The organism is Mojavia sp., assembly GCF_059505145.1.
In genome coordinates this window covers 110,633-123,710 of the sequence record NZ_JCACKA010000065.1, presented here as the reverse complement: position 1 = coordinate 123,710, position 13,078 = coordinate 110,633, and the positions used below count along the sequence as shown (strand labels likewise).

At 42.5% G+C, this 13,078-nt stretch carries 12 protein-coding genes; 6 read left to right on the top strand and 6 right to left on the bottom strand.

Features of this window, described 5'->3' with window-relative positions:
* Window positions 1-393 precede the first annotated feature (393 nt).
* Entirely contained in the window at window positions 394-588 is a 195-nt protein-coding gene (locus tag AC5JL8_RS15530) for a hypothetical protein (RefSeq protein ID WP_495880677.1), read from the top strand.
* A gap of 7 nt (window positions 589-595) precedes the next feature.
* Here the strand turns inward: AC5JL8_RS15530 and AC5JL8_RS15525 are convergent, their stop codons facing one another.
* The 4 genes from AC5JL8_RS15525 to AC5JL8_RS15510 form a co-directional block, all read right to left on the bottom strand.
* Entirely contained in the window at window positions 596-1,300 is a 705-nt protein-coding gene (locus AC5JL8_RS15525; protein ID WP_495880676.1) for a LapA family protein, read from the bottom strand.
* A gap of 100 nt (window positions 1,301-1,400) precedes the next feature.
* On the bottom strand, window positions 1,401-2,021 hold the full coding sequence (locus AC5JL8_RS15520) for a flavin prenyltransferase UbiX (RefSeq protein WP_495880675.1): 621 nt from the start codon (window positions 2,019-2,021) through the stop codon (window positions 1,401-1,403).
* A gap of 16 nt (window positions 2,022-2,037) precedes the next feature.
* Window positions 2,038-4,392: a ribonuclease R family protein gene (locus AC5JL8_RS15515; protein ID WP_495880674.1), complete on the bottom strand. Its 2,355-nt coding sequence runs from the start codon at window positions 4,390-4,392 to the stop codon at window positions 2,038-2,040.
* 558 nt (window positions 4,393-4,950) lie between these two features.
* A complete protein-coding gene (locus tag AC5JL8_RS15510) occupies window positions 4,951-5,133 on the bottom strand; it encodes a hypothetical protein (protein WP_495880673.1) in 183 nt (60 codons plus the stop codon).
* A 195-nt stretch (window positions 5,134-5,328) separates the two neighbouring features.
* Here AC5JL8_RS15510 and AC5JL8_RS15505 point away from each other — a divergent pair, with 195 nt between their 5' ends.
* Window positions 5,329-6,246 (top strand): slr1353 family protein, encoded by a 918-nt coding sequence (locus AC5JL8_RS15505; protein ID WP_495880672.1) that lies wholly within the window; start codon window positions 5,329-5,331, stop codon window positions 6,244-6,246.
* Window positions 6,247-6,405: 159 nt separating this feature from the next.
* On the opposite strand, the gene clpP is transcribed toward AC5JL8_RS15505, so the two are convergent.
* The gene (gene clpP / locus AC5JL8_RS15500) at window positions 6,406-7,011 is read right to left on the bottom strand and encodes an ATP-dependent Clp endopeptidase proteolytic subunit ClpP (RefSeq protein WP_495880671.1); all 606 of its coding nucleotides are present in this window, start codon (window positions 7,009-7,011) and stop codon (window positions 6,406-6,408) included.
* A gap of 410 nt (window positions 7,012-7,421) precedes the next feature.
* Here clpP and AC5JL8_RS15495 point away from each other — a divergent pair, with 410 nt between their 5' ends.
* From AC5JL8_RS15495 to AC5JL8_RS15480, 4 genes are all read left to right on the top strand, one after another.
* Window positions 7,422-7,577, top strand: coding sequence for a QAALIT motif small membrane protein (locus AC5JL8_RS15495; protein WP_495880670.1), 156 nt, complete (start codon window positions 7,422-7,424; stop codon window positions 7,575-7,577).
* A gap of 181 nt (window positions 7,578-7,758) precedes the next feature.
* Window positions 7,759-9,846 carry a thioredoxin domain-containing protein gene (locus AC5JL8_RS15490; RefSeq protein ID WP_495880669.1) on the top strand — a complete coding sequence of 696 codons (2,088 nt, stop codon included), beginning with the start codon at window positions 7,759-7,761 and terminating at the stop codon, window positions 9,844-9,846.
* Between the two features lie 62 nt (window positions 9,847-9,908).
* On the top strand, window positions 9,909-10,616 hold the full coding sequence (locus AC5JL8_RS15485; protein ID WP_495880668.1) for a molybdenum cofactor guanylyltransferase: 708 nt from the start codon (window positions 9,909-9,911) through the stop codon (window positions 10,614-10,616).
* A gap of 524 nt (window positions 10,617-11,140) precedes the next feature.
* Window positions 11,141-12,040 carry an ABC transporter substrate-binding protein gene (locus AC5JL8_RS15480; protein ID WP_495880667.1) on the top strand — a complete coding sequence of 300 codons (900 nt, stop codon included), beginning with the start codon at window positions 11,141-11,143 and terminating at the stop codon, window positions 12,038-12,040.
* 74 nt (window positions 12,041-12,114) lie between these two features.
* Here the strand turns inward: AC5JL8_RS15480 and AC5JL8_RS15475 are convergent, their stop codons facing one another.
* Complete coding sequence (locus AC5JL8_RS15475) at window positions 12,115-13,065, bottom strand: FTR1 family iron permease (protein WP_495880666.1); 951 nt, start codon at window positions 13,063-13,065, stop codon at window positions 12,115-12,117.
* Window positions 13,066-13,078 lie beyond the last annotated feature (13 nt).

The following is a 13,078-nucleotide window of genomic DNA, read 5'->3' as shown; positions in this document are numbered from 1 at the left end:
ATTAAAAATAAAGGCAATGTAAAGTATATTGCAGCTTAAATGCCGATTAGCTTATCTTTAGGCTTAATAGAAATTTAATAAAGATTCTGTGAAACTTTAAGCGCACAAATTCTGTCACTAAAGATAGGTCGAACTTTAACTTTCGTGGGCTAAGTTTAGTTCTACACAATACTGTGTTTTAGTTAGCACAGTGCAAGAATTACAAAATTGAGTTTTTACAAGCCCCAACCCAGAGTTATTGTAAGCAAAGGTGTAAATTGTGACTCAAATTCCGATTATTGTACAAAAAAGTTTTGTCAACTTGACGGTTTAGTCACAAAAACTACTGTAGAACTCATATGAGTCAGCCCAAATAAATAAATAAATAAATGTGGTATGAATGAGGTGCCAACCATGACTCGAATTCGTGACGTTGTGCAAAAAGCTTTAGCAAGTGGCTATCTGACGGTGGAGGCGGAAAATCAATTACGATATCTGTTGAGCAGTCGGTATGACTTAGAAGATTTAAATGCTTTTATGACTTTGCAAGAAGCTGCTATGAATGGTAGTGTCAAGCAGGAGTCCCGCGAGCGGTGTGGTATTAAGTAGTTACGCCTCACCGACGAGATGGCTTATTTTCATCCTCACTATCTTCGTCATCAAAAAATCCCCAATCATCATCCTCACCCTCAGTTTGATTACTGGTTGGTGGTTGATAAGGGGGAATAATTACCCGATAATCAGCATCGTAAACAGATTCTGTTTTTCCTACGGCAGTATTTTTTGGTTCGCGGTAGTTATAGGAGTAAACGGAACCAGACTGAGAAGAACTTTTAGGCTGTTGGGGACGTTCGTAAGTTTTAGAGTCTTGAAAGTCTTCAACTTGCTGCCTAGAAGTAGGTGCTTCCCTTGGTCTTTCATCAAAGTTCCAGTCATCGTCTTGATTACGATCGCTATTCCAATCATCAAATGTATCGCTGGAAGCGTACTCTTCCTTACTAGCTGACGGTGGTGGGCTTGCAGGAGGAGGTGTAGATTCTTTACGATAGGTTGTTTTAGTACGCGGTGAAGCGGCTGTAGATTTGAAGCGGGTTTGGCGTGGTTGACCTGTAAAATAATTGGCTACTTTAAACAGCGTAGTGATCAATACAGATGTCAAAGCACCAGCAGCAGTACTAAACAACATCCACATCGCTAGCGGTAAGGATTGAGTCTTCATACCTAAAAAATTTAGCGATAGGACAGGCGACCAATTTTGGGTTAACAAGAACGTTAGTCCTCCCAATATAGTCACCAAAATAATTAAGCGAATTACAGTCATAGCAATGAGGAAAGGATAAAGAATAAAGGATGAAGGATAAAGCTGAAGAATGAGGTATGGGAAATTTCTACTTCATACTTCATACTTCATACTTCATACTTTAGCGACGGCCTTGCCACCTTTGAAATGGAATGCAATCAATATCCAGTTGATCTAAGACACGGGCCACGACAAAATCAACTAAGTCCTCAATGGTTTGGGGTTTGTGATACCAAGCAGGAATAGCAGGAACAACTCGGACTCCAGTTTCAGCCAAAGCGGTTAAGTTACGTAGGTGAATCAAACTAAAAGGAGTTTCACGGGGAACAATTACTAACTTTCGACCTTCTTTAAGCTGAACATCTGCTGCCCGTTCTAGCAAGTCGGAACTCAGGCCAACTGCTAGTTTGGCGACGGTACTCATACTGCATGGTATGACTATCATTCCTAAAGTCCGAAAGGAACCACTGGCGATACTGGCCCCTACATCACTCCAAGGATGGCAGTTTAGTTTACCAGAAACTGCAACTCCAGCTTGTTCGCGCCAGAATTGCTCTTGTTGAGTGGGTTCCGCTGGCATCCGGATATCTTGCTCCGATTGCCAAACCATATAACTTGATCTGGAAGCAACCAGCTCAATTCTATAGTCTGCTTCTAGCAGAAATTTGAGAGCACGAACGGCGTAAATCAGACCTGATGCACCTGATACGCCTAAAATCAAAGGATATGTATGATTTGACACGTTAGATTAGTAGGATTTACTCATCCTCCGCGTAAGGTTCTAAATCATTAGGCTCAAGAGCGTTTGCTAAGTACATATCTTCTAAATCGTCATTGCCAACGCCGATGTCCAAATTTTTACCGACACCATCGCTACCGACAGTTACCAAATCAATTTGTTGACGGTAGTAATCAACACTTTTTACTTGTACGGCTACGCGATCGCCTAATCTGTAAGAAGCACGATTTTTGCGACCAAATAATGCCTGTTGTCTAGCTCGGTATTCGTACCAATCATCTTTAAGAGAACTAACGTGTACTAGTCCCTCCACACGTAGAGGCACACCAGGATTACCGCTTACCTCAAATTCTGCGGCTGGTACTTCAATTTCCACGAAGAAACCGTAGGATTGCACACCTGTAATTACTCCTTGAAACACTTGCCCGATGCGCTGTTTCATCAGTTGGGCTTTTTGCAGCCCCGCTAAATCGGCTTCTGCTTCTTGGACTTCTTTTTCTCTGTCGTTAATTTGCACAATTACTCTTGTCAAATCGCTTTGGAGTTCTTGTTGCAATTCTGGGGGCAAGACGTTCCAATTAATTTCATCGTGGCAAGAGGAGTGGCGTAAATTTACGCGATCTCTAACACGGGTATTGCGGCGATCGCGTCCGTGTTCAATTAGTGAATAATATACTCTTTGTAAGAGTAAATCTGGATACCGCCGCAACGGGGCACTAAAGTGAAGATACTGCGGTAGTGCCAGCCCAAAGTGAGGCCCTTTGGTGGTGCTGTACACAGATGGCTTGAGTGTGTCTTGTAATAAATAGGTCAGTACTTGCTCTGATGCAGATTCTACAAAAGCCGTGGTCAATTGTTGATAATCTAGGGGTTGGATATCTACTTCGGAATCGAGTGTTAGTTCAACACCTAAATTGACCGCCAATTTCAACATTTCTTGGACATCTTCAGTATCTGGTGCGCCTTGAACTCGCCAGATAGCCGGAACGCCCAAAGCACTAAAGTGGCTTGCTATCAGTTGATTCACCAACAGTACTAACTCTGTTAATAAAGACTGCACAGGTAAATCATTGACAACCACAGCACCGAGAATTCCCTCATCGTAATAAGGGTTCTGGCTAGGTGGCAGATTTAACTGTAAGCTACCACGAGCTAAACGCACCTGTTTCACTGTTTTCCGTAATTCTTCCAAATTTTGCAATGTTTGGATGATTTGTCCAGATGCATCTGTAGGTTGACCAGTGAGAATTGCTTGGGCTTGTTGTTTACTCAGGGCGATGTCTACGTTGATCGCGCTGGGTTGAATTTCCCACTCTATTAATTCTCCTGATTTAGGGTCAATGGTAATCAAGAAAGAGAGGGTTAAGCGATCGCTTCCAGCTACTAAAGAACAGCGATCGGCTACAGTATCTGGCAACATCGGCAGTACTAATTCTCCCAGATACACTGACCTACCACGCTTGAGCGCTTCTCGATCCAGGGCTTCGTCTGGTTGGATATAGTGGGAAACATCAGTAATATGAAACCCCAAACGCCAAGCTCCATCGGCAGTTTTTTCGAGGCTAAAGGCATTTTCTACCACTTTCGGGTCGCCATTTGCCCCCGCGATCGTGAAGGTAAACAAATTACGTAAATCTAGCCGACTTTTTAGATCTGCTTTCAACAATCTTTTCGGCAACTTTGACGCAGCTTCTAGCACGTTATCTGAGAAATTACGGGCTAAATCATGTTTACAAGTTACCAAATCTATATCAGCAGCTGCTTCAGCGTCACTACCCAAGATTTGTACCACTCTACCCACTGGCGGATATTGTGCTAGGGGATAGCGCAGCACTTCTACATGGGCTAGGTGGTCGATCGCCTCTTCCAATTTCATGCCGTTTGTTTGGATTTTGAGTTCAAACAGCAGGCGATCGTCTAAGGGTACTGCCCGAAAACCGGCTTCTACTTGTTTAATTCGTGCCAGTAAAGTGTGGTTAGAGCGTTCTAAAATCAGCTTCACTTCTCCTTCGGGGGAGCGACGGCGACTACCTTCTTTAAGAACTCTCACCAAAACGCGATCGCCATTCCAAGCATTACTGAGATGGCTTTCACGAATGTAAATATCCTCAGCGCCTTCCGCATCTTGAATGGCAAAGCAAAAGCCTTTACTAGAACAACGAAGTTTTGCTTCAATCAGACCCTCTTCCGATACACGGCGATACTTACCGCGTTCTTTGACTAAAATTCCGATTTTCTCCAGTATTTCTAGAGCTATGTGAAGTTTTTCTAAACTATTCTCATCCTCGCAGCCAAGTTTCTTTTCCAAAACTTTACGAGCTACCAATTTATCATCGGTGAAATTGGCAAGGAGTGTAGCGATTGAAAATTCCATGCAGTGAACCGACCTTTGGTCAAAACATCATTTTTTGTTTAATCTGGTTCTTTCCTGTATACCCTCACGGACTACAGACACTAGCTGGAAACTATATGCCCTGAAGCAGGGCTTCCGAAGTTCCAAGGGAAGGAAGCCGACCCTTAGACTTCTCACTGCACGACAATCTCAGAGTTCACCTGCGTTTAAGTTCCTCAATCCAGTCAAACTCACAAAGCACGCCTGATTAAAATTTTGCCCCAAGAGGTAATTACGCGACGGGTTTTTGAGAGGCTTGGTTGGTAGAACTCTCCACGCTGCCCAAAAACGCTATGCAGGGGAACAGGTGTTTGATTGTCTAGACTTAAGGTACTTTTACGCCATAAAACTCTAATTTTTAACTAAGAAAAACTGCTGAGAAACCCAATTTTCCCATATGTAGAATCGGTAACAATTAGGTAAGCAGCTGAACAGGCAGTGAGGGCGAACCTTATCTTCATTATTGTAGATTCAGAGCGCACTTCCAGAAAATAGTTCTGCATATCGAATTGGGTAAATAGTATAGCACTGAAGGCGATCTTACTCAGAGTTAATCACCAATAGCCAAAAATTCGCAAAAGCGCTACTGCTACAATCGGGACACAGGAGTAAGGCGCGAATAGCACCTTCATCTCTAAGAGCATGGCAAGGTTGGTCATCTATGACTATAGTTTCCCGGTGAGCAAAGCTTTGCGGAAAACTGAAGTTAAAAGAGGATCTCACAAGAAATGAAACTCAGCTAAGACCTATTGCAAAAGTAGCTTGTGCGATAGATCAAAGAAGAGTGAAACTTAAAGGTCAAAGGAAAATTTTATTCCTTCTAACCTTAACCCTGGCTTTGCCTGACTTCTGCAAGCAGTCTCTTGTGTACCAAATTGGTATCAACCTTATTATTGAACAGACTTAGGTGGCAGTATTATGTTGGCTCAATTCCAGAGCTTGTATCCCAACGGTAGCCTGATTTCTGAGTTAGTGCAAATTTTTCAAGGAAAATATATTGTTCGTGCTAGCGTGCAAATTGAAGGTGTCACCCGTGCAACTGGTTTAGCAGCAGCAGAAACAGTAGAAGCAGCAGAAGACCAAGCTAGAAATCGAGCATTGATGGTTTTGGGAATAGCTAACGCACCACAAGGAACGGTAGCATCTTCTCCAAAACCAATATCTCAGGTACAGACTAACCCCGCTGTCAGCACTACAGGCAGATTGAATGAGCCTGCTTATTCAGCTATCAAAGAAAGGGATTTAGCTAGTAGTCAGTGGTCAGCGGTGAGCCATGAGCGACTAGCGAACCCGGAAGGGGACAGTAGTCAAGAAGTATCTGCCCCACTCTCTCATGGACAGCACATTACCTCTGATGTTGTAAAAACAGATAAGGAATTATTGCCTACTAACACAGGCAGCACCAGTATCAGCGATTCTTACAACCAGGACTTTAATCAAAACTTTTCTGCAACTAGTGACATTAAAGCCCAATTCGATTCTCCTGCGGATAACTTAGGCACAATATTTGGTAAAAACTCTGAAAATCAACCATTACCAGGAATTACCGCTAGTAATGTCACACCCTTTACGCCCCGTAGTCATAGTTCATCAGAAGATGTAACTACACCAGCAGGGGTAGGCAAGAAAAAAAAGAAGAGTGAACCTGTAGATTTGTCTGATGTGATTGCCAAAACAGATGTCGAACTACAGCGTTTAGGCTGGACACCAGAACAAGGAAGGGAGCATCTCATTAAGACTTACGGCAAGCGAGGGCGCACTTTGCTTACCGAAGAAGAATTATACGGATTTCTTCAATACCTGCAATCTCAGCCAGACCCCATAGCAGGATTTTGATGAGTGCTTAGGGGTTGGGGATTGGGGACAAGGGGAGAAATTATTACTTAACTCAGCACTCACCACTCAGCACTCATCCAAGCTAGAAGCTAAAAAAGTAACGCATCACTAAAAACGTGATGCGTTTTTTTCAGCTAACTATAAACTACTGACTACGGACTAAACAACAGCGATGGGACGGCTACCAGCAGAGTGGCGGTCAATCACTTGGTCGATTAAGCCATAATCTTTAGCTTCCTCTGGCGACATGAAAAAGTCGCGTTCGGTATCTTCCGCAATACGCTCAAGTGGCTGACCTGTATGCTCGGCTAAATAATCGTTTAGCCGCCGCTTGTGGTATAAAATTTCCCGCGCCTGAATTTCAATATCAGTCGCTTGTCCTTGAGCGCCGCCTAGAGGTTGATGAATCATAATCCGAGAATGGGGTAGACTCATCCGCTTACCCTTAGCACCTGCGCTGAGAAGGAAAGCGCCCATGCTTGCCGCTAATCCGGTACAAATGGTACAGACATCAGGGCGAATGTGCTTCATAGTGTCAAAAATGCCCATGCCGGCCGTCACCGAACCACCGGGAGAATTAATGTACAAATAAATATCTTTCTCCGAGTCTTCAGCATCCAAAAACAGTAGTTGGGCAACAATCAAGTTCGCTATGGAGTTATCAACCTGTTGTCCTAAAAAGATGATACGCTCACGTAACAGCCGTGAGTAGATATCAAAGGCGCGTTCGCCGCGACCCGATTGTTCAATGACTATAGGAATCATGCAGCCTGCTTGTAGCTATTTAAATCCATTTTATCGATGACAACGACTAATTGCTGTCTCTACCTGAAGAGTAGCTAATCTCTGATGTTATTGACAGATAAAATTAATTTCTTTGGGCACTTTTTGGCTGTGGGATGTGTCTAAGGAAGTATCCCCCAACCGCTGATGCTCACCACCCCTCTAGTTTTAGAGTTGGCTGCAATTCTTCTGTAGCAAGGTGACCAGCAGGATAAAAAACCAACCTTACTGGTGAGTTTTTGTCAATTTTTAGTAACTTTATAAACATTTCTTTAGTATTGCTATGAGTAATTAGCCGGAATTTTGCCAAAATTCGGTAATTCAATAGCACGGGGTGTAGTTAGAGTAACGAATTCTACTAGAAATGCTGTCCACCGAGAGGGAGACCTGCCATGCTGGAAAAACTCATGCAAGCCGCCATCATTACCTTCCTATTCCACCTCTTAGCAGGACTTAGCCCAAATACTACAATTCAGTCAAAGGTAGCAACACCTTTGCCGGAAAAGCCAGCTTCAATTGTCAGCTTGCTGTTTCCTTCTTTTCGGTAAATGGCAGAAGAGTAGGGTGATGTTAAAATATGCCCAGCTTTCTGTCTAGATGTTGCTTTCTTCAAATCTCCTACCTAAGAAATAATTTGCTTGTCGGGTATATTGTGTATGCCTTTTAGCTTCGTAGCTAACGCTTTTGAAGGGTAGACTGGGCAAAGAAGGCAACTACTCTCATCCAATCATGACTAATCGCCTTATTGAAGCTAAGAGTCTCTACCTCCGCAAACACGCTGAGAACCCTATTGATTGGTGGCCATGGTCTGACGAAGCTCTTGCAACTGCAAGGACACACAATAAACCAATCTTTCTCTCCATTGGCTACTCCAGTTGTCACTGGTGTACTGTCATGGAAGGTGAGGCTTTTTCTGATCCAGCTATTGCCGAGTACATGAATGCCAATTTCCTCCCCATCAAAGTAGACAGGGAAGAAAGACCCGATCTCGATAGCATCTATATGCAAGCTTTGCAGATGATGAGTGGTCAGGGAGGTTGGCCTTTGAATGTTTTTCTTTCACCAGAAGATTTAGTACCTTTTTACGCTGGTACTTATTTTCCTTTAGAACCGCGCTATGGTCGTCCTGGCTTTTTGCAGGTGTTACAGGCGATTCGACGCTACTACGATACAGAAAAAGAAGACTTGCGGCAACGCAAAGCAGTAATTATTGAATCTCTCCTGACCTCGGCGGTGTTGCAAGATGGCAAAAGTGAGGATTTTAAAGAAAATGAACTGCTCCGCCAAGGCTGGGAAACAAGCATAGGCATTATTGGCCCTAATCAGTATGGCAATAGCTTCCCGATGATTCCCTACGCGGAATTGGCATTGCGTTTAAATCGCTTTAATTTTGCCTCTCGGTATGATGGGGCGCAAGTTGTTACCCAACGGGGACTAGATCTAGCACTGGGTGGTATTTACGATCATGTAGGCGGTGGCTTTCATCGCTATACTGTTGACCCTACTTGGACAGTACCCCATTTTGAAAAGATGCTCTACGATAATGGTCAGATTGTGGAGTATCTGGCAAATCTGTGGAGTGCAGGAGTCGAAGAACCAGCATTTGAACGCGCGATCGCCAAAACTGTACAATGGCTCCAGCGCGAAATGACTGCTCCTGAAGGTTACTTCTATGCGGCTCAAGATGCTGATAGCTTCACGAACCCGACAGCAGCAGAACCAGAGGAAGGAGCTTTTTACGTTTGGAGCTATAGCGAACTGACGCAACTACTCATCCCAGATGAATTAGCTCAATTACAACAGCAATTTACAGTTACTCCTAATGGCAACTTTGAAGGACAGATTGTGTTGCAAAGGCTGCATCCAGGAGAACTAAGTGAAAAGTTGGAAAACACACTTGGTAAGTTGTTTGCGGCTAGATACGGAGCCAACGCTGAATCACTGGATACTTTCCCTCCTGCTCGCAACAATCAGGAAGCGAAAACCACTAACTGGCCAGGGCGCATTCCCTCGGTGACAGATACCAAAATGATTGTGGCTTGGAATAGCTTGATGATTTCCGGTTTAGCTAGGGCTGCTGGAGTATTTCAACAACCCTTATATCTGGAAATAGCAGCAAAGGCAGCAAATTTCATCCTGAATCATCAGTTTGTGGATGGTCGTTTTCACCGACTTAACTATGAAGGTCAAGCGACTGTTCTAGCTCAATCTGAAGATTACGCCTTTTTTATCAAAGCACTACTGGATTTACACCAAGTTTCTCTAGCACTATCTGAAAAACAAGGTATCCAAACTCAGCCCTCTTTGTGGTTAGAAAAAGCGACCGCTCTCCAAGATGAATTTAACGAATTCCTTTGGAGTGTAGAATTAGGTGGTTATTACAACGCATCTAGTGATGCTAGTCAAGATTTAATTGTCAGAGAGCGCAGTTATGCAGATAATGCTACACCATCAGCTAATGGAGTTGCGATCGCCAACCTTGTGCGTCTAACTCTACTCAGTGATAATCTGCATTATCTCAATTTAGCCGAGCAAGGCTTGAAAGCTTTTAAGAGCGTGATGAGTAAAGCTCCCCAAGCTTGTCCCAGTTTGTTTACGGCTTTAGATTGGTATCGTAACTCGACCTTGATTCGTACTAATACTGAGCAAATCAACTCTCTTATTCCTAAGAATTTGCCTACTGTGGTGTTTGCTGCGGGATCAAATTTGCCAGAAAACAGCGTTGGCTTAGTTTGCCAAGGTTTGAAGTGTCTGACACCAGCAGAAAGTGTAGAGCATTTGTGGCAGCAAGTGCAGCAAAGTCAGGCTAGGGGATAGGGATTAGGGACTGGGGACTGGGGGACACGGGGAATTAATAACTGTTAACCAATGAATGACTCATGACTACTGACTTCCGTAACAAATTAACCGCCATCGTTCTAGCAGGTGGTAAAAGTTCACGTATGGGTCAGGATAAAGCCCTAATTCCAATTCAAGGGATACCGTTATTACACTTTGTTTGTGGAGTTGCTAAAGCTTGTACTAATACGGTTTATGTGGTCACTCCCTGGCCGGAACGTTACCAAAACTTGGGTTTGCCGGGTTGTCAGTTTATCCGAGAAATTCCTCTGGCTTCAGTAAGCGGGAAGTTACAGAGTTTAGAAAATTCAGAAAATTCCCTAATCTCCTCTGCTTTCCCAGCTTCCCCAACTCCCCCATCCTCTCCACCGTCCTCTGCTCCCAATACCCAAGGGCCACTTGTGGGGTTTGCCCAGGGACTGGCGCAGGTACAAACGAAATGGGTGTTGCTGCTAGCCTGTGATTTGCCTAAGCTACGGGTTGAGGTGTTGCAAGAATGGATAGTTAGACTTGATAGTGTGGGAGATGAAGCGATCGCAGCTTTGGCTCATCATGCTAAAGGATGGGAACCTTTATGTGGTTTTTATCGCCGTGACTGTTTACCTCAACTTTTAGAGTTTATCAACCAAGGGGGGCGATCATTTCAGGAATGGCTAAACCAACATTCTGTACAAGTTTTAGATTTGCCAGAACCGGAAATGTTTTTTAACTGTAATACACCAGAAGATTTAGCTTTGAATGAAATGTAGCTGGCTTTTACTGTATTGCGGAATTTACCACCCACCTATGCAGTAGAATATCTCATTAACAGTAATTTCATCGGCGATCGCAAAGTAAAATCTTAAAGCTTCAGTGAACCATGATAGTCAGTAGTAAATTTTACTTAAATTTATTGAAAAATCAGCACATTTGTTACCGAATAAACAATTATATCTTCGGCTATTAATATATATTAAATAAAGCATTTCTCAATAAACCTTGTATAGATAACGGCGAGTAAGACAGCCATATATCCCTTAGGAATTGTGGCTTATGTTTGTATTCGCCTTTTTCTATATTCACTAAAATTATTTGTATAATAAAATACTGATTTTTAGATATATTATCCTGCTTGTCTGAACTATAAGCATAAAGAAACAAGAAGCGATGGAGCGCACTGTCAGAGGCGATCGCAACATTTGTGCGACAAAATTGTAACTATTATTTGCTAATTTTGAGTAGTGTGGTGCTGAGTTTGCTATTCATCTCATATACAGCCACTAAGGATTTTAATATGCATCGTCGTTGGATATTATCAGCTTTAACATTTTTGCTAAGTATGGTTTTAACTGCTTGTAGCACTGCAACTATTCAGCAACCACAAACACAAATCCCTACTACCAATGATTTAGTAAAAAAACCTGCTCAAAGAGTTGTAGCTCTCTCATCCCTTTCTGCCGATATTATTCATCAACTGGATAAAACAAAGCTTGTAGGTATTACTGGTAGCAAATTATTTAAAGATAATCCAAGTTTCAAAAATATTCCTCGTGTGAGTGAGGGGCAAAGCCCACCCAATTTAGAAAAAATTGTAGCCCTAAAACCAGATTTAGTTATTGGTGCAGAAGGCTTTTCTACCCAACCAATTCAAAAACTCAAGCAACTAGGAATTAATACTTTTCTTACCCAAGTTAATAGTTGGGAGTCTCTAGAAAAATTGACACAAAAACTTGCTGATTTAATTGATGCTGATCCTCAGCCTTTATTAAACCGCTACAAAAGTTTTTTACTAGATAAGCCAACTCAAAGTCTTTCTACTCTTGTACTGGTTAGCCGCCAACCAATTTTAGCACCAAACAAAAATAGTTGGGCTGGGGATTTACTAGAAAAATTTCAGGCAAAAAACCTAGTAGCAGAATTACAAGAAAAAAGTCCAATAGGTGGGTATGTAACACTTTCGGCTGAGAAAGTCTTAGCAGCAAATCCAGAAATTTTAATCGTTGTTAACAATACTGACCCGCAACTTTTAGATTCTTTGAAAAAAGAAACTTTTTGGCAGCAACTACAAGCAACTAAGAATAATCGAGTTTATAGTTTTGACTACTATGGACTTGTAAATCCAGGTAGTATCGATGCAATCGAAAAAGCTTGTCAGCAATTGCAGCAAGCTTTGTCTACATCAAAAGTTAATTAGTTTTTTTAAAACAGGTTTGAGCCTGTATAGATAATTGAAGAAAGATATTATATAAACCTAATAGTTTACAGAATCTATGGGTTTTTAACAGAACGCATATTCTTTGCAACTGAAGGAGAACTGCCAGTTATACTGCGGAAATAAAGACCGCCAATGCTCAATAGAAATGCCAAGTATCCCACTGCTTGTACGAGATAGAGGTTTTCCCGATAGCCAAACAAAGACTTAAGAATAACACCGGGAAACTGTTGATCAGGCAAAACTTTTGAGGTATTCCAAACCATTGGCCCCAAAATACAAGAGTGAACTTTGGTAAAACGTTCATAATAGAAACAAAGACTTTCTGTAGCGCGACTGCTGAGGGCATAGTTAGCTACAGCTTCGTCAAAATGTTTCAAAGCTGAAACTACTAAACCAGCAACTATCAGCACTAATAAAACACCCATTACCTGGAAAAATTGCCGGATATTGATTTTGACACCCCATTTAAAAAGCAGTACACCAATTGCAACCGCCGCCGCTAATCCACTAATAGCACCTACCGCAGGCATAAATCCTTGTTGAAAATTAGCAGCAATGAAAAGAACAGTTTCAAAGCCTTCGCGGATTACTGCAACTAAAATTAAAGTAAAAACACCCCAACCAGCATTTGAGTTTTGTGTCAACGCTTCTGTTACAGCTCCCTCAACAGTAGCTTTCATGAATCTGGCTTGTTTTGTCATCCAGATGAGCATCCAGCTGAGCATTATAATTGCTAGCACACTGAAAATACCCTCCAGCATTGGCTCAACCACGGAGGTGTATTGAGGATTAATTGCTCCTAGTGCTTGAATTAACACACTAAATAGCACACCTATCAATGCGCTGACGGCAATACCGACACCGACACCAGCATATACCCAAGGGTTAAGTTGAGATTGTTTGGCTTTTTTCAACAAGGCCAGCACAATTCCAACAACAAGAGCAGCTTCCACTCCTTCTCGGAGTGTAATCACAAAAGTAGGTAAGGCAGTAGTAAAATTCATTGTCCGTTGGCAG